The 16,567-nt window shown below is 62.7% G+C and carries 17 protein-coding genes and 1 pseudogene; 7 read left to right on the top strand and 11 right to left on the bottom strand.

Going from position 1 to position 16,567, the window contains the following annotated elements; all coding sequences use genetic code 11:
- Positions 1 to 95: 95 nt before the first annotated feature.
- Positions 96 to 1,277, bottom strand: coding sequence for a cell wall hydrolase (locus EJ075_RS03045; protein WP_126103300.1), 1,182 nt, complete (start codon positions 1,275 to 1,277; stop codon positions 96 to 98).
- 427 nt (positions 1,278 to 1,704) lie between these two features.
- Here EJ075_RS03045 and EJ075_RS03055 point away from each other — a divergent pair.
- Positions 1,705 to 1,947 (top strand): annotated as a pseudogene (locus EJ075_RS03055) (LysR family transcriptional regulator); the annotation flags it as partial.
- Positions 1,948 to 1,963: 16 nt separating this feature from the next.
- On the opposite strand, the gene der reads toward EJ075_RS03055, so the two are convergent.
- Positions 1,964 to 3,397, bottom strand: coding sequence for a ribosome biogenesis GTPase Der (der, locus tag EJ075_RS03060; protein ID WP_126103301.1), 1,434 nt, complete (start codon positions 3,395 to 3,397; stop codon positions 1,964 to 1,966).
- An 89-nt stretch (positions 3,398 to 3,486) separates the two neighbouring features.
- Entirely contained in the window at positions 3,487 to 4,152 is a 666-nt protein-coding gene (locus EJ075_RS03065; RefSeq protein WP_126103302.1) for a tetratricopeptide repeat protein, read from the bottom strand.
- A 191-nt stretch (positions 4,153 to 4,343) separates the two neighbouring features.
- Between EJ075_RS03065 and EJ075_RS03070 the strand changes: the two genes are divergently transcribed.
- Positions 4,344 to 5,348 (top strand): polysaccharide deacetylase family protein, encoded by a 1,005-nt coding sequence (locus EJ075_RS03070; protein ID WP_126103303.1) that lies wholly within the window; start codon positions 4,344 to 4,346, stop codon positions 5,346 to 5,348.
- Between the two features lie 129 nt (positions 5,349 to 5,477).
- On the opposite strand, the gene sbmA is transcribed toward EJ075_RS03070, so the two are convergent.
- The 3 genes from sbmA to EJ075_RS03085 all read right to left on the bottom strand — a co-directional run bounded on the left by sbmA (position 5,478) and on the right by EJ075_RS03085 (position 8,394).
- Positions 5,478 to 6,755, bottom strand: coding sequence for a peptide antibiotic transporter SbmA (gene sbmA / locus EJ075_RS03075; protein WP_126103304.1), 1,278 nt, complete (start codon positions 6,753 to 6,755; stop codon positions 5,478 to 5,480).
- 121 nt (positions 6,756 to 6,876) lie between these two features.
- Entirely contained in the window at positions 6,877 to 8,037 is a 1,161-nt protein-coding gene (locus tag EJ075_RS03080) for a YbfB/YjiJ family MFS transporter (RefSeq protein WP_126103305.1), read from the bottom strand.
- A 144-nt stretch (positions 8,038 to 8,181) separates the two neighbouring features.
- Entirely contained in the window at positions 8,182 to 8,394 is a 213-nt protein-coding gene (locus EJ075_RS03085; protein ID WP_095483940.1) for a hypothetical protein, read from the bottom strand.
- Between the two features lie 97 nt (positions 8,395 to 8,491).
- On the opposite strand from EJ075_RS03085, the gene EJ075_RS03090 reads away from it, so the two are divergent.
- From EJ075_RS03090 to EJ075_RS03100, 3 genes are all read left to right on the top strand, one after another.
- The gene (locus tag EJ075_RS03090; protein WP_126103306.1) at positions 8,492 to 9,406 is read left to right on the top strand and encodes a LysR substrate-binding domain-containing protein; all 915 of its coding nucleotides are present in this window, start codon (positions 8,492 to 8,494) and stop codon (positions 9,404 to 9,406) included.
- 186 nt (positions 9,407 to 9,592) lie between these two features.
- Positions 9,593 to 10,849: an aminopeptidase gene (locus EJ075_RS03095; RefSeq protein WP_126103307.1), complete on the top strand. Its 1,257-nt coding sequence runs from the start codon at positions 9,593 to 9,595 to the stop codon at positions 10,847 to 10,849.
- Positions 10,850 to 10,894: 45 nt separating this feature from the next.
- Positions 10,895 to 11,251: a DUF488 domain-containing protein gene (locus tag EJ075_RS03100; protein WP_126103308.1), complete on the top strand. Its 357-nt coding sequence runs from the start codon at positions 10,895 to 10,897 to the stop codon at positions 11,249 to 11,251.
- Between the two features lie 24 nt (positions 11,252 to 11,275).
- Here the strand turns inward: EJ075_RS03100 and EJ075_RS03105 are convergent, their stop codons facing one another.
- The gene (locus tag EJ075_RS03105) at positions 11,276 to 11,629 is read right to left on the bottom strand and encodes an ArsC family reductase (protein ID WP_126103309.1); all 354 of its coding nucleotides are present in this window, start codon (positions 11,627 to 11,629) and stop codon (positions 11,276 to 11,278) included.
- A 176-nt stretch (positions 11,630 to 11,805) separates the two neighbouring features.
- Here EJ075_RS03105 and EJ075_RS03110 point away from each other — a divergent pair, with 176 nt between their 5' ends.
- Together EJ075_RS03110 and EJ075_RS03115 are read left to right on the top strand one after the other, a co-directional pair.
- Positions 11,806 to 12,165 (top strand): metalloregulator ArsR/SmtB family transcription factor, encoded by a 360-nt coding sequence (locus tag EJ075_RS03110; protein ID WP_126103310.1) that lies wholly within the window; start codon positions 11,806 to 11,808, stop codon positions 12,163 to 12,165.
- Entirely contained in the window at positions 12,162 to 12,647 is a 486-nt protein-coding gene (locus EJ075_RS03115) for an SRPBCC family protein (RefSeq protein WP_126103311.1), read from the top strand. The genes EJ075_RS03110 and EJ075_RS03115 overlap by 4 nt, the downstream gene beginning before the upstream one ends.
- 12 nt (positions 12,648 to 12,659) lie before the next feature.
- On the opposite strand, the gene EJ075_RS03120 is transcribed toward EJ075_RS03115, so the two are convergent.
- From EJ075_RS03120 to EJ075_RS03135, 4 genes are read right to left on the bottom strand one after another with little or no spacing between them, the layout of a single operon-like run.
- Positions 12,660 to 13,376 (bottom strand): 2'-5' RNA ligase family protein, encoded by a 717-nt coding sequence (locus tag EJ075_RS03120; protein WP_245458096.1) that lies wholly within the window; start codon positions 13,374 to 13,376, stop codon positions 12,660 to 12,662.
- The gene (locus EJ075_RS03125) at positions 13,354 to 14,340 is read right to left on the bottom strand and encodes a 2-dehydropantoate 2-reductase (protein ID WP_126107222.1); all 987 of its coding nucleotides are present in this window, start codon (positions 14,338 to 14,340) and stop codon (positions 13,354 to 13,356) included. Before EJ075_RS03125 ends, EJ075_RS03120 begins: the two co-directional genes overlap by 23 nt.
- 2 nt (positions 14,341 to 14,342) lie before the next feature.
- On the bottom strand, positions 14,343 to 15,875 hold the full coding sequence (locus tag EJ075_RS03130; RefSeq protein WP_126103312.1) for an acyl--CoA ligase: 1,533 nt from the start codon (positions 15,873 to 15,875) through the stop codon (positions 14,343 to 14,345).
- Positions 15,868 to 16,566, bottom strand: coding sequence for a fumarylacetoacetate hydrolase family protein (locus EJ075_RS03135; RefSeq protein WP_126107223.1), 699 nt, complete (start codon positions 16,564 to 16,566; stop codon positions 15,868 to 15,870). The genes EJ075_RS03130 and EJ075_RS03135 overlap by 8 nt, the downstream gene beginning before the upstream one ends.
- Between the last annotated feature and the right edge of the window lies 1 nt (position 16,567).

Genomic DNA, 16,567 nt, shown 5'->3' on the forward strand with positions numbered 1-16,567 from the left:
CGACATCGTGCCCGATACCGTCGTTGGCATGCCGCGACCGAATCCCTCCGGCGACGGGTCTTCGATCGGCCGCGCCGGGGGCCTTGCCGGAGCGCTCAGCTCCAGCCGCCGCCATAGGTGCGGTAGAAGATGTGCAGGCCGATCTTGGTCATTTTTTTCATCGTTCGCGCCCAACCCGGGTTGACGTAGTTGGCGTAGTAATGGGTCGATGATCCCACTTCCGGGATGAAGATCTTGCCGGCAGTGACCGCCATGGCGACATCCTGCGCGGTCTTGTAGTGGGCGGGGCTCTGGATGCGCTTCTTCCTGCCGTCGCAGGCGAAGGAAAACTGGCAACGGTTGAACCATTTGTCGTTCTGGTAGACGACGCCGCAGATCGAGTTCGGATAGGCCGGATTGCGAACGCGATTGAGGATGACCTGGGCGACGGCAGCCTGGCCACGCACGGATTCACCGCGCGCCTCGAAATAGATGCCGTTGGCGAGGCAAGTCTGTTCCGGCTTGGAGAAGACGCTCGCCGGCAGCGGAGTTTGCATCCACGAATGATCGCCCTTGGCCACCGGCGGAATGAAGCGGCCATCGTTGGGTTTCTCGTCCTGCAGCAAGGCCTCGAAGGGCGACGCCTGCGCATAGTCGGGCGCGGCCGCTGCGTAGGCGGTCGCCAAGACGTCGGGGCGGTCGTTATTGACCAGTGCGGCAAGCATGGCCGGCACGCCGGGATCCGGCTTCTTGTCGATGCGCGCGTGGAACGCGGCGGCGATCTGGATCTCCTTGCCTTTGATTTCGGGCTTGGCGAAGGCCATCTTCAGGCTGCTGTCCATGCTCGGACGAAGCAGCGAAGAGGTGCGCTCGAAAATCGAGCCGGCATTGAAGTTCTTCGGCGGCGCGACCGGCGAGACCATGATGATGCGGCCTCTTTTGTTGGCACGCACGACGCGGTCCTCGTCGGGCGTCGTGCTGGCTACGCTGCCCTTGCCGCGAAACGACACAGCGCCGATGCCGGGCAACTGGACGCCGGAACCCGAGATCGAGCCGGTGCTGTCGGAATCGAGGAAAGGCATTTCGGCGGCATGGACCGATCCGGCGACGGATTTCTCGACATAGGCGTTCCAGCGGGCGTTCGGCGCCTTGAGGCCGGAAACCAGGCTCGTCATGTCCTGGTAGGCAATGACATTGGGAAAACCGACCCAGATGCCAAGCCCAATGACCAGAGGAGACAGGAGTGAACGTCTTTTCTCACCGACGGCGGCAACCGGCGTCGAGACACGTCGGTGCATGGAGATCTTCGGAAAGCCGACCCGAATGCACAGACCAACAATGGACGGAGACAGAAGTGAACGTTTCTTCTCACCGGCGACAGCGACAAGCCGCTTCAAAACACGTCGATGCACGGAACTCTCCAGAAACGCAACTGACCCCACTGGAGAGGCACAATGATGCATTAACCTTGATGGTGCGTTAACAGGTTGGATCGTGTTTTCCCTGTCGACCTTCCCTGTCGATCCGAAGTCAGGCGCTTTTGCGGCCATGTTCGGGCCGAAGAAAGATCGGCCCGGCGATCAGTGCGCAAAAAGCCGCAGCCAGCCAGACGCCCGCCCACGACCAGAAGACGAGAAGCTCCGGAATGGCGATCGGCACCAGGAAGAAGGCAATGAAGACAAGGCTGTTGGCGAGGCCGAGCGCCGTTCCGGCGTGGTTTCGCCGGCCGTCGCCGCCGGGCTGGGACTGACGATCCGCACCGATATCGGTCTGCCGGCCACTGTCAGGGCAATGACGCCGGAGGTTTTGGGGCTGCCCGCACTGCCTGAGATGGCGCTGTTCCTGCATCGCAAGGAGGCCGAGCCGGACCCGGTGGCGGCACGCCTTGCCGATATCCTGCTGCAGGCGGCGCTGGAATCGCTACCCGAAAACGCGCAAGCGCGTGCCGGCCTGCGGAGCGCTGCTTAAAGGGCCGCAGAAACGCTCAGCGGCGTTTCTTCGCCCTGCTGGCGAACGGATTTTCCGAGGTGCGCAAGGCGATGCGGATCGGCACGCCTGGCATGTCGAAGGCTTCGCGCAGGCTGTTCGAGAGATAGCGGACATAGGATTGCGGCATCGCGTCCGGCCGTGAGCAGGAGACGACGAAGCCCGGCGGGCGCGTCTTGGCCTGCGTGACATATTTGATCTTCAGCCGGCGCCCCGCCACGGCGGGCGGCGGATGATGCGCCAGGATGCCTTCCAGCCAGCGGTTGAGCTTGCCGGTCGAGACGCGGCTGTTCCACACTCTGTGCGTCTTGATGACGGCATCCATCAACTTGTCGAGGCCGCGCCCAGTCTCGGCCGAGACCGGCACTGCCTGCATGCCCCGCGCCTGCGGCAACAGCCGCTCGGTCTTCTCGCGCAGTTCCGCCAGGAGTTCCTGGGGGTGGTCGATCATGTCCCATTTGTTGAAGGCGATCACCGGCGCGCGGCCCTCGCGGATGATCAGGTCGGCAATCTGCAGATCCTGCTTCTCGAAGGGAATGGTGGCGTCGAGCACGATGATGACGATCTCGGCAAAGCGGATGGCGCGCAAGCCGTCCTGCACCGACATGACTTCCAGCTTTTCGTGGATCCTGGCCTTGCGGCGCATGCCGGCGGTGTCGAACAGTTTCAGGCGGCGGCCATGCCAGTCCCAGTCGACGGAGATGGAATCACGGGTGATGCCGGCTTCCGGCCCGGTCAAGAGCCGCTCCTCGCCGATCAGCGCGTTGATCAGCGTCGACTTGCCGGCGTTCGGGCGGCCGACGACGGCGATGCGCATCGGCTTGGTATCGTCATAGCTCGGCTCGGCATCCGGATCGGTGATGTCCTCGCCGATCAGCACCTCGCTGGCGGCGGTCTCCTCGTCCGCATCCCCTTCTTCTTCGCCGAAGGCGCGCGCCTCGCCCAGTGCTGCGATCACCGCATCGCGCAAATCGGGCAGGCCCTGGCCGTGTTCGGCCGAGACCGGGATGGGCTCGCCAAGGCCGAGTTCCCAGGCCTCCAGCATGCCGCCCTGAGCGCCGCGCGCCTCGGCCTTGTTGGCGACGACGACAACCGGCTTGCCGGATTTGCGCACGATCTCGGCGAAGGTCTTGTCGTCAGGCATCAGCCCGGACTTGGCATCGATCGTGAAAAAGATCAGGTCGGCTTCGCGTATGGCGATCTCGGTCTGGGCGCGCATGCGGCCCGGCAGCGTCGAAGCAGCAGCGTCCTCGAAGCCGGCGGTGTCGATGACGTCGAAATGCAGATCGTAGAGCTTGGCGGCATGGACGCGACGGTCGCGGGTGACCCCCGGCGTGTCGTCGACAAGCGCCAGCTTCCTTCCCACCAGACGGTTGAAAAGGGTCGATTTGCCGACGTTAGGCCGGCCGATGATGGCGACTTTGAATGTCATCGGACTCTACCTATTGTGCATGTCGTTGACCCCAAAACCGCTGCGCACCCTTGGGTCAAGCCCGAGGGCATGCTTTTGGGCAACATGCACTACGACGCGCTGCCCGACCCGCGGATCAGCTCGGACATCAACGTCGCCCGCTCGCGCGCGTTGCGCGGGGCGCCGTCATCCGAGGCGATCTGGTCGAACAGTTTCAGTGCGTCCGCTGCCTTGCCTTCCTTCCAGGCGGCAAGGCCGAGCGCCTCGCGCGCCGTATGGCGCAGCGTGTTGGTGTCGGCGGTGAGAGCCTCGACGCGGCTGGAGACATCGGCGAAGGAACCTTGGTCGACGAGCAGCAGTGCTGCCCTGAGGCGCGCCATGTCGCGAAGACCCGATGGAATGTCTGCGTCGGCGGCGACCTCGTCGAAGTCCTTGACTGCGGCGGCGACGTCGCCCTTGTCCGCCTTGACGGTTGCCGCGCGCATGCGGGCGAGTAGCGGATAGGCGCCGTAGCCATCCTTTTCCAGCGCAGCGAGGGCCGTCAGCGCTTCGTCGCTCTTGCCCTCATTGGCAAGCTTCAGCGCCTGCGAGAAGGCATCGCCCGAGCGATTGGCGCGGGTCTCGTCCCAATAGCGATAGCCGACGAAGGCGGCGGTGCCGACCACCACCAGAACCGCGAGCGCAAGCAAGGCAGGACCAAAACGGTCCCATAGCGCATGCGCCTGATCGCGACGCATCTCTTCGTTGACTTCGCGGATAAAACTGTCGTCCGACATGGATCAAAACCATTCCTGCCCCGGCCGGGGCGTACATGAGCCCGCGTTTTAGCGAAATTCTGTCCGCATGGAAGGGGTTCGACAGGAAAATCGGCTAATCGCCGGCAGGCGACGTAAATGGCGACCGCACCCGCGCCACATTTCGCCGATAGCCGGTGCTCGAACCCTCTTCAAATCCAGATCAGATGTCGATGCCTCGTTTGTACCGCGTTGTTGCGTTTTCCATCGCGTCGCTTGCTGCGGCGGGCACTGCTGTCGCCGATCCGCCCGCGGCGCCTGCGCCGACAAAGCCGAAGCAGGTCGTCATCATTTCGTTCGACAGCGCTCGCGATATTCCGCAGTGGAAGCGCAGCCAGGCGCTGGCAGCCCGCACCGGCGCCCATTTCACCTATTTCGTGTCCTGCGTCTTCCTGCTCTCGCCGAAAACGCGCAAGGAATACACGGCGCCCGGCAAGACCGCAGGCAAATCCAACATCGGCTTTGCCGCCTCGAAACAGGAAGTCGCTGACCGGCTCGAGCAGATAAACCTTGCCGCCTCGGAAGGTCATGACATCGGCAGCCACGGTTGCGGCCATTTCGACGGCGAGGACTGGAGCAAGGCCGACTGGCTGAGCGAGTTCGGCTCTTTCTCACACATTCTCGAAAGCGCCTATTCGATCAACGGCATTGCCCCCGAACCCGCGGGCTGGCGCGAAGTCGCGCGCAAGGCGGTCGGCTTTCGCGCGCCCTATCTGTCGGCAAACAAGGCGCTCTACGAGGCGCTGCCAAGGGCGGGCTACCTGTTCGACGCGAGCGGCGTCTCGCGCGGCCCAGTCCGGCCGACGACCGCCAATGGCATCATGCGCTTTTCGCTGCCGCAGATTCCGGAAGGGCCTCGTTCAAGGCCGGTTATCGCGATGGACTACAATCTCTATGTCAGACATTCCGGCGGCTTCGAGCGGCCGAGCAAGGCGGACGAATTCGCCGACCGGACCTATGATGCCTTTCGCGCCGCCTTCGACGCCCAATACCAGGGAAAACGCATTCCGCTGGAGCTCGGCTTTCATTTCACGCTTATGAATGACGGCGCCTACTGGAATGCGCTGGAGCGCTTTGCCGGCGAGGTCTGCACCAGGCCCGATGTCGAGTGCATCAGCTATCGCGACTATGTTTCGCGCCAACGCGGCCACGAAAAGCAGGCGTCGGTGGGCGGCTGAGCCGGAAGCGCTCGCCGCCCGCCTCTCCTAGAGCAATTCCAGGAAAAGTGTGAAACGGTTTTCCGTCCGGAATTGTGCAAAAACAAAGAGATAGAGCGGTTCGGCGTTTCCGTGAAACGATGAATCGCTCTAGCTTGCCGGCTGATCCTCAGGGCGCAAGCCGGCTCGCTCACGCTCCAGATAATGCTGATCGATTTCGGGCAGCGGGGCCCCTTCAAGCGTCGCCTCGAAGGCGCGCAGGCGCTTGTAGATAGATATCAGTTCGACAATGGTCGGCCAGGAATTCACAAGATATTGGAACGAACTGGCGACTTGTGAAAAGGCGGTGACAATTTGCTGAAAAATTCCAAAGGTTATCTTACCAAGAGACAAGGTTGGTACAAGAATAAGCGTGGCAAAAACGTTGTCAACCTGGAGATATAGATAGCGTACCATGTCGAAGTAGACATAATGAGCGTATAGCGTGAAGTAGTTCTTTCGAACATTTCTGAAAAGCTCGACCAGCGTTGGTGGCTGTGCTCGTTCCGTATCATCCTCACCGAGGACAAGTTCCTTGCGCAGAGCGGCTTCAACACGCTGATTACGAAATTCCAGCCCGGGTAACTTGACGCCGACGACTGCCAACAAGCCGGTTCCAAACAACGACCACGCGATCGCTGCAATAACCAGCGGATAGGGGATTGCTCCGAGTATGGGGAGAGTTGGAACATGGAGAGAAAGGGATGCCAGCAAAGGTAGAAATGCAATCAGAGTCATGATGGAATCGATGAAGTTCACTCCGAGCCCCTGCATTGTGCCCGAGAAGCGCATCGTGTCGTCCTGAACGCGCTGCGACGCCCCTTCGATATGGCGCAGCCTTGGCCAATAAGCCGTAAAATAGTCGTTCATCGCGGTGCGCCAGCGAAACACATAGTGCCTGACGAAAAAGACATTCAGGACGGCAATGGTCATATAGACCAGGGCCAACGACAGGAACTGCCATACTCCGTAGTAAAGCTCGGCAGGCGTAACGGAGCCGGGCGTGGTCAGGGCCTTCTGCACCATGTCGTAAAACATGCCACGCCAGTCATTGAGCGCCACACTTATCTGCACGATGAAATTAGTGACGAAAATAATCAACGCAGAGCCAAGGATCGACCAGTTCTGCCAACGGTGTGGGGCATACAGCGCCCAAAAAAGGTAGAATACGCCCATACCCGCGAAGAAATATCCGTAGAACCAGAGGAATGCCGGTGTCAGGAATCTTATTGGGCTGATGACCGGTGCGGCCTGCGGATCGACCGGCGGCATCCCAAGCATCGTGCCAAGGTGCTCGCCGCCAAAAAACCATAGGATAACCAGCAGAAGGCTCCAGACGGCCGCCGAGATGAAAAAAAGCTTCGGCTGCGGGAAGAAGGATACAAACACTGTGGGGAAATCCTCGGTCGATGCGCAAATCAGCGGCGTTGCTGTTCAGCGGGCATAAGGTCACACATCGGTCGGAATGAAAATGCCCGTGCCCGATGCCCATCCCCGAGCAAACCCACAATCATGGCGATTTTGGCGCAGCCGACCAGGTGATCGCGCCCGAGACAAGCAGGACGGCGGCGGCCACGATCGATGCGAGGAAGAAGTCGCCCGAGGCTTGCGCAAGCAGACCGGCGACGATCGGACCGACGATCTGACCGAGGCCGAAAAAAGCCGTCATCAACGCCAAGGTCCGGCGTGGCGCTTGCGGGGCAAGCTGCCTTCCGGTCTGCAGGCCGAGCGCGGTGATGGCGATGAAAGTCCCGCCAAGCAGAAACCCGCCGAGCAACGGCCCAACGTGTCCGCCCATGGCGACGCTCGCGGTGACGCCGACCACCTCGACGAGGCACCCGAAGGCATAAGCCGCATACAGGCCGATCCTTGCGGCAATCTTCTGCCAGAGCCAGATCGAAGGAATCCCGGCCAGGCCAGTGACCATCCAGACCATGGCTTCGAACACACGACCGCCGCCACCCTGCCGGACGATGGCGATCAGAAACGTCGCCGTCACGATATAGCCGAAGCCGAACAGGCCATAGGCGACGATGATCTTTATCAGCGAGCGGTCCTTCGGCAGCGCCGGTTCGCGACCATCGGCGCCGTTGGTGGTCGCAGTGCTGCCGACCAGCAACGCCACGACGGCAAAGCCGCAGGCGGAGAATACGGCGGACCAGAACCAGCCCGCTGCCCAGCCGGCATGTTCGGTGACGAGGATAGCCATCAGCGCCGAGGACGCCGCTATGCCGAGCCCGACGCCGCCGAAATGCAGCGCCTGCAGGTCGTTTCGGCCGGCGGCGGCCAGATGGCCGAAAACGATGCTGGACAGGAAGACCAAGACGAAGGCGCTGGCCAGACCGGCAAGAAACCGGATGACGAGAAAGGCCGCCATCGTGTCGGCCAGGCCCATCAGCCCGGTGAGGACCGCGGTGGCGGCAAGACCGGCCAGCATCAGCAGGCGCTCGCGACCATGCGCCCAGCCGCCGACGGCTGCAAGCGCACCAATGAGATAGCCGAGATAGTTAGCGGATGCGATCCAGCCGGCATCGGCCGGCGACAGGCCAAGCTCCTCCATCATGCCGGGCAGGATCGGTGTGTAGACGAAGCGGCCGATGCCCATGGCAGCGGCCAAGCCAATCATGCCGGCAAAGGCGAGACGCAAAGGAGACGGCGAAACGGCTTTCATTGCAGTGCACAATAGGTGCACGAGCCTGTCAAACAATCCGCTTGCGTTGGGCCAGAACGGATTGCCGCAGCCGCCAGCATCCAGCCTCTGCCCGCACGTGCCGGCAACTGAGGGCGACCGCCCGCTGCTACCGTTCCAGAAGCTTCAACCGCAACCTGCTTGCACGGTAGCCGTCTCGTAGGCAGTGCGCCGGGCCGTCAGCCGGAACGGCACGTCGCCGAGCTCGCGCTCCGACATGGTGTCGAGCACAGGATGCGACAGCGGATCAATCACCCATCGGGTGGTCTCGCTTTCAGGCGACCGGCTTTGCCGCGCGCCGGCAGCGGAAAAGACCCTGAGCAATGACAAAATCTTCATCGGATTTTCCTCCACTGGTCTGCTTGTTTCGCTAAAATCTGCCAATCAGCCCCGCGTTTCAATTGAGATTTCAATCGCGGCGGTTTAGAAAAACTGTATGGTCATGCTGAACCGCGTCCACCTCAACGGCTTGCGCGCCGTGGAAACCGTCGCCCGTCTGGGATCGCTTTCGGCTGCGGCGAGCGAACTCAACGTGTCCGCCAGCGCCGTCAGCCAGCAGGTCAAGCGAACGGAAGAGCAACTCGGCCAGACGCTGTTCGAACGAACGGCGAGCGGTCTGGTGCTGACCGAATTCGGCACCGTCTTCACCGCGCGCCTCGGGGCAGGTTTTCGCGAACTCGCCCAAGCCGTGGCGCTCGCCGACGAGGCCTCCGAATGCACGCTGGTGGTTTCGGTCGCACCGGCTTTCGCGTCGAAGTGGCTTCTGCCGAGACTATCGCGGCATTTCGCCCGCCATCCGAATGTGCTGCTGCGCATCGACGCCTCGGGCCGGATCGCCGATCTCGACCATTCCGACATCGACATCGGCATCCGGATGGGCGACGGCAAATGGCCGGGCGGCCGCGCGGAACTGCTACTGGCGCAGGAGGTGTTTCCGGTCTGCGCACCGTCGATCGCTGCCAGATTGAAGTCGATCCAAGACCTGGCGCAGACCTGCGCCATCACCGACGAACGGTCGATGATCAGTTGGGACAGTTGGTTCGAGGCGGCCGGGGCGAAGCCCGTCACCTTTCTCAAGGGCGCGCGTTTCACCGACCCGATGCTTTGCCTGGAATCGGCGATCGCCGGCCATGGCGTGATGCTCGCCTGGCAATTGCTGACGGCTGACGCTCTCGCCGACGGCCGACTGGTCGCGCCGTTCGGCGTGCGCGCTGAGAGCGGGTTGGGCTACTGGCTGGTGACCTCAGCCACCAAGACCGAAAGCCGCAAGGTCAGGGATTTCAAGATCTGGATCCGCGAAGAGATAGCGGCGACCATGGCGCAATTCGGCTCGCTCGCCAGCGTGGGTTGAACCTGGCGCATGACCCCAAAAATCGGAATCGATTTTGGAAAAGGATCATGCGCAAGATCAAAGTGCCACAGCGTCCTTTGCGCGTCCGACAGGACGCGCGGCGCTGTGGTAGTCGCAATCGCTGTGGAAAGCGCCGCGACGGCGATCTATGTAGGAACCAGACACCACATCACGACAGGCAGGATCATGACCACACATTCGCGCGGCGTTTCCGCAACGATCGACCCGGTGAAACTCGACAGGCTGGCCGAAGTCGCCATCAAGGTCGGGCTGCAATTGCAGCCGGGGCAGGATCTGGTGCTGACATCGTCGATCGCAGCGCTGCCTTTGACGCGGCGGATCGTCGAGCACGCCTACAAGGCCGGCGCCGGCCTGGTGACGCCGATCTTCAACGACGATGAGATCACGCTGGCGCGCTTCCGCCATGGCGCCGATGCCGGCTTCGACCACGCCGCCGGCTGGCTCTATGAGGGCATGGCGAAGGCCTTCGCCAACAATGCGGCGCGGCTCGCCGTGCGCGGCGAGGATCCGTCGCTGCTGTCGGCGCAGGATCCAGTGAAAGTGGCGCGCGCCAACAAGGCGAACTCGATGGCCTATCGGCCGGCGCTGGAAAAGATCACCGGCTTCGACATCAACTGGAACATCGTCGCCTATCCTGATCAGGCCTGGGCTAAGCAGGTTTTCCCGGATGATACCGATGACGTCGCCGTGGCCAAGCTCGCCGACGCCATCTTTGCCGCCTCACGGGTCGACGTCGACGACCCGATCGGCAACTGGATGGCGCATAACGCCGCACTTCGCGGCCGCACCGCATGGCTGAACGGCCACAATTTCCACGCGCTGCATTTCACCGGACCCGGCACTGATCTGACCGTCGGTCTGGCCGACGGTCATGAATGGATGGGCGGCGCTTCGACCGCCAAGAACGGCATCACCTGCAACCCGAACATCCCGACCGAGGAGGTCTTCACCACACCGCATGCCAAGCGCGTCGAGGGCCATGTTTCGAGCACCAAGCCGCTGTCCTACCAAGGCACGTTGATCGATGAGATCTCGGTGCGTTTCGAGGAAGGCAGGATCGTCGAGGCAAAGGCTTCGAAGGGCGAGGACGTGCTGAAGAAGGTGCTCGACACCGATGAAGGCTCGCGCCGTCTCGGCGAGGTCGCGCTGGTGCCGCATTCCTCGCCGATCTCGGCGAGCGGGCTGCTGTTCTTCAACACGCTGTTCGATGAGAACGCCGCCTGCCACATCGCATTGGGACAGTGCTATTCGAAGTGCTTTGTCGACGGCGCCTCGCTCAGCCAGGACGAGATCGCGGCGCGCGGCGGCAACGAGAGCTTCATCCATATCGACTGGATGATCGGTTCGGACAAGATCGACATCGACGGCGTCGGCAAGGACGGCAGCCGCGTGCCGGTCATGCGCAAGGGCGAGTGGGCTTAAGGAGCCGCCAACAAGCCGTCTTGGCGGTCAACCCTGGAGTTGGCAATGAAACTCGATATCAAAGTCAAGCGCATCTACGAGCCGCCCTCGCCTAGCGATGGGCAACGGGTGCTCATAGACCGCGTATGGCCGCGCGGCGTCCGCAAAGAAGACGCCGCGCTGACGCTCTGGCTCAAGACCATCGCGCCTAGCGATGAATTGCGCAAATGGTTCGGCCACGAGCCGACACGCTGGATGGAATTCCAGCAGCGATATCGCGGCGAGCTCGACAGGAACGGCGACGCGGTTGGCCAGTTGCGCGCCCTGCTCGACAACGGCCAGGTGACGCTGCTCTACGGCGCCCAAGACGATATGCACAATAACGCAGTGGCTTTGGCTGACTATCTCAGCCTAAAGGGTTGAGGCGGCGCGCACGCTGCACCGCGTCTATTTCCCAACCACCGCCTGCTGGTAAACATCAGGCTTGAAGCCGACGAGGATGCGATCGCTGAGCTCCAGCACCGGCCGCTTGATCATCGTCGGCTTGGCCAGCATCAGCGCCTTGGCTTTGTTCTCGTCGAGGCTCAGCTTGTCCTTGTCCGACAGTTCGCGAAACGTCGTGCTCGCCTTGTTGAGCAGGATTTCCCAGCCGACCTTGCTGGACCAGCCATCCAGCCGCTTTGCGTCGAGCCCTTCGACCCGGTAGTCGTGAAACCGGTAGGCGACGTCATGGCGTTCCAGCCAGGTGCGGGCCTTCTTGATCGTGTCGCAATTGGTGATGCCGTACATGGTGATCGTCAAGATTGTGATCCTCGGACTGGTCTGTGTTCGAATCCGGCGGCACCCTAAAACCGCTTTTGCGACTTTGCCAGCGGCCAGGCCGGCATCTTCAAAGTTTTGGGCTTGCCAATACTAAGGAATTTTCCTAAGTATTTTCCTAAACCATCTTTGGCCATGCTCAGAGGCGCAAGAAAAACATGATCGTCGCAACAAGCTCGCGGACCGTAAGCACCCCGCCGATCGACGGCATTTTCCGGGCGCTTGCCGATCCGACACGTCGACGTGTTGTCGAGCGGCTGAACAGAAGCCCCGCCTCGGTCGGCGAGCTTGCCCAGCCCTTCGACATGGCACTGCCGTCCTTCATCGAACATCTCAAGGTGCTGGAAGGTTGTGGGCTGGTGCGCTCGCAAAAGACCGGCCGCGTCAGGACCTACCGGCTTGCGCCAGAGCCGCTGAGGCTCGCCGAAAACTGGCTGGCCGAGCAGCGTGCAATGTGGGAGCGCCGCCTCGACCGATTCGATGCCTACGTCATGACACTCAAGGAGAAAGACATATGAGCCAGGCCCCGCTGTTCAAACCGGACCCCAGACTGGACCTCGTTCTCGAACGCGTCGTCGACGCGCCACGAGAACTGCTCTGGACCGCCTACACCAAGCCCGAGCATGTCCGGCAATGGTTCACACCGAAGCCGTGGATCGTCACCGATTGCGAGATAGACCTCAGGCCCGGCGGCCTGTTCAGGACCCGCATGCAATCACCCGATGGCAAGGAGGTCAATGACCGTCATTGCTGCTATCTCGACATCGTGCCGAACGAGCGGCTGGTATGGACCGATGCATTGCTACCCGGCTATCGGCCGTCAGGGGACCCATTCATCACAGCGGTCATATCGTTGCAGCCAGAAGGCAAGGCGACGCGCTACACCGCGACCGCCATCCACAGGGATGAAGCGACACGAACGAACCACGAGGAGATGGGCTTTTTCGATGGCTGGGGCACCGTGGTCGACCAGCTTGCGCAATACGTCAAGACGATCTGACACGGCGTCTTCTCACATGGCGGCCACGGCGTCGTCCTGGTCGCTCAATTGCCAGCGCCCATAGAGTTGATACCGGCCCTGCCCCAGGAAACTGTGGATGAGGACGAAGTCGCGGACCGTCCAGCCAATCGGTTCGATGGCTCGCTCGCCAAGCTTCGCGACCTGCGTCCTGTCGCGCAGAAAGGTAACGTGGGGTTCGAAGGAATTCGCCACGAAGGGCTTCAGCGGGCTATCGGAGAGCGTAGCGCCGAGGCTGCGCCAAAAGGTTTGCAAGGCTGGATTGCCGCCGCTGCCGCGCAGCAGCAGTGCGCCACCGCCGAAGGCCGACAGGCGATCGAGGGTAACATCGAACGATGCTGTCTGAACGAGCCCGCCGGCGCGGCAGGCAGTGTCCACAAGGGACATCGGCAATCCGTCATGGTCGCCGAGCCCAACCAGCGAGACATGCAACTGCTCTGCCGCAATGAGCTTGCCGCGCAGGCCCAACTCACGCTGCCAACCAGCCGCCTTCAGCGCCAGCGGCGTGGCAATCGTGCTGTCCAAAAGAATGGCGAAAAACAGCCGATCGTTCCGCCGCTGGTCTGGCTCGTTCCAGCGGAAGAAAGTCTGGCCGTTTTTGCCGATTCCGAATGAAGGCAGCTCGTTCATGGCTGATCCCGTCCGGTATTTTATCCGCGGGAACAGACTAGAACAAAACAGGAACAAACTACAAGGGAGAATAGCAGCCACGCTCGATGGCGAGGCGGCGCACCAGCGCCAGCACGCTGTCGATGGTGGGCGTCGGCTGGCCGGCCAGCCGGCCAAGCTCCTGGACCGCCGTCACCAGTGCGTCGATCTCCATCGGCCGGCCGCGCTCCAGATCCTGCAGCATCGAGGTCTTGTGCTCGCCGACGTCGCCGGCACCCTTGATGCGGCGGTCGACCGAGATCGGGAACCGGACGCCGAGGCTTTCGCCGATCGCCTGCGCCTCCAGCATCATGGTGCGAGCCAGCGTGCGGGTTGCCTCGTCGGCAGCGATCGCCGCAAGCGTGCTGCCGGTCAGCGCGGAAATCGGGTTGAAGGAGAGATTGCCCCAGAGCTTCACCCAGATTTCGCCGCGGATGTCGTCGCGGACGGGCACCTGCAGGCCCGCCGCAACCATCTCCTCGGCAAGCCGGGTGACACGTTCGCTCCTCTCGCCCGAGGGCTCGCCAAGCGAGAAGCGTTTTCCCTCGATGTGGCGGACCAGGCCGGGCGCGTCCACCTCGGCAGCGGGATAGACGACCGAGCCGATGACGCGATCCGGCCCAAGCCGGTCCCAGATCACCCCACCGGGATCCACCGCTTGCAGCCGCGTGCCTTCGAGCGCCCCGCCGATCTTATGGAAATACCACCACGGCACGCCGTTCTGCATGGTGACGACGGCCGTCCCCTCGCCCAGCAGCGGCGCGATCTGGTCGAGCGCTGGTGCGAGAGAATGGGCCTTGAGCGCCAGCACGACGTAGTCCTGCACGCCTAGTTCCGACGCCTGCGCGGCGGCCCTGACAGAGGCGACGGATTCATGACCGTCCTCGATCAGGCGAAGCCCGTTCGCCTTGATCGCATCGAGATGCGCGCCACGTGCCACGATCGACAGATCGACCCGGCCGGCCATGGCAAGCTTGGCCGCGAGATAGCCGCCGATCGCGCCAGCGCCAAAAATGGTGATCCGCATCATTATCCCAGACCGGGTTTGGCAAGACCGAGTTTGGTCGCGAGACCGATGCGCTGCAGCTTACCCGTCGCGCCCTTCGGGATTTCGTCCAGGATCAGGACAATGCGCGGCACCTTGAAGTCGGCGAGCCGCATCGCGGCAAAGCTGCGAATCTCGCCTTCGGTCGCGGCCATGCCCTCGCGCAGCACGATCGCAGCCGCGACCTCCTCGCCGAGCTTAGCGTGTGGCGTGGCGAAGGTGACGACCTGTGCCACCGCCGGATGGTCCATCAGCACGTCGTCGACCTCGAGCGGCGAGATCTTCTCGCCGCCGCGGTTGATGATCTCCTTGAGCCGGCCGGTGACGCGCAGATAGCCGTCGTCGTCGAGCACGCCCTGGTCGCCGGTGTGAAACCAGCCATGCGCGAAGGCCGTGGCATTGGCGTCCGGGTTCTTCTCGTAGCCCGCGGTGACATTGGGCCCGCGAATGACGATCTCGCCGGTCTCACCCGGCTTCAGCAATTGCCCGTCCAGCGCCATCACCGCCACCTCCGGTCCGGCGGCGGCGCCGACGCTGCCCGGCTTGCGCAAGCCCGGCGGCAGCCGGTTCGAGGCCATCTGGTGCGCGGCCTCGGTCATGCCGTAGGATTCGATCACCGGGCAGCCGAAGGTAGTCTCGAGCTCGGCCATCACCTGCGGCGGCAGCGATGCCGAGGATGAACGGATGAAGCGGAGAGGCGCTGTCGCCAGCGCCTCGGCATTGCGCGCCGCACGCGGCAGGATCGCCTGATGCATGGTCGGCACGGCCGTGTACCAGCTCGGCCGCGCTTCGCTTAGCCAATGGAAGAAGCGCAGCGCGTTGAAGCCCGGCGTGCAGAACACGCTGCCGCCGGCGGCAAGCGAGGACAGCACCGCCGCGATCAGCCCATGAATGTGGAACAGCGGCATGATGTTGAGGCAGCGATCACCTGACGTCAGGCCGAGCGTCGCGCCAATGTGGGCGGCCGAGGCGGCGAGATTGGCATGGCTGAGCGGCACCAGTTTGGGTCGTGACGTGGTGCCGGAAGTGTGCAGCAACAACGCGATGTCGCCATCCTCAGCCAGGCCGCGCGAAACAGGCGGACCAACCGGTTTGCCCTCGATCTCAAAACTGCCGGCTGGCGCGTCACCCCGCGTGACCAGCCTCAGCACCGCTATGCCGAGACGCTCGGCAACCGCGACCGCCGGGCCGCTTTCGTCCTCGGCGACCAGGATTGCGTTGGCGCCGATGTCGGAGAGATAAAAATCGAGCTCGTCGGCCCGGTAGGCCGGGTTGAGCGGCGCCGTGGATGCCGCCGCCGCCGCAGCGACAAAGGCAGTGGCCATCTCCGGCCCGTTCGGCAGCACGATGGCTATCCGGTCGCCACGGCCGAGGCCCAGTGCATGCAGTTGCGCCGCCGTTTCGGAGATCAGGCGGCGCAGCCCGCCATGGGTCAGCGTGATCCTGTCGGGTGCCGAAATCGCCGGCGCATCATCCGCTCCGGCGGCAAGCCGTTCAATGATCGACGCTTCAGACAACGCGAACCTCTAGGTCGCCGACGCCATCGATATGACCGCGAAGAACATCACCGCGAACAACCGCCCCGACGCCCGCCGGCGTGCCGGAAAGGATGATGTCCCCCGGCATCAGCGTGAAAAGACCTGAGAGATAACTGATCATTTCCGGAACTTTCCAAATCATCTGGTTGAGGTCGCCGGTCTGTTTTCGCTCGCCATTGACGTCCAGCCAAATCGCTCCCTGGGTTGGATGGCCGATCGAGCTTGCCGGAACCAACGGCGTGCATGGCGCCGACGCCTCGAAGGCCTTGCCGACCTCCCAAGGACGACCCATGTCCTTCGCCTTACCTTGCAGGTCGCGCCGCGTCATGTCGAGACCTACGCCATAACCGAATACGCAGTCCAGAGCCTTTTCGACCGCGATGTCCGTGCCGCCGCTTTTGAGCGCAACGACCATTTCGATCTCGTGATGGACATCGTTGGAGGCCGGAGGATATGGAAATTCTCCGCTAACATTGAGGTTGTCGGGGTTCTTCTGGAAGAAGAACGGTGGCTCCTTGTTGGGGTCGTGTCCCATCTCGACGGCATGCGCGGCATAGTTCCGCCCGACGCAATAGACGCGGTGCACCGGAAACATCTTGTCGGTTCCCGCCACCGGAATGCTTGGGATTGCGGTCGGTTCGATGACGTAGCTTGAGGTCGTGCCGTGCATG

The organism is Mesorhizobium sp. M6A.T.Cr.TU.016.01.1.1, assembly GCF_003952585.1.
GTDB lineage: Bacteria > Pseudomonadota > Alphaproteobacteria > Rhizobiales > Rhizobiaceae > Mesorhizobium > Mesorhizobium mediterraneum.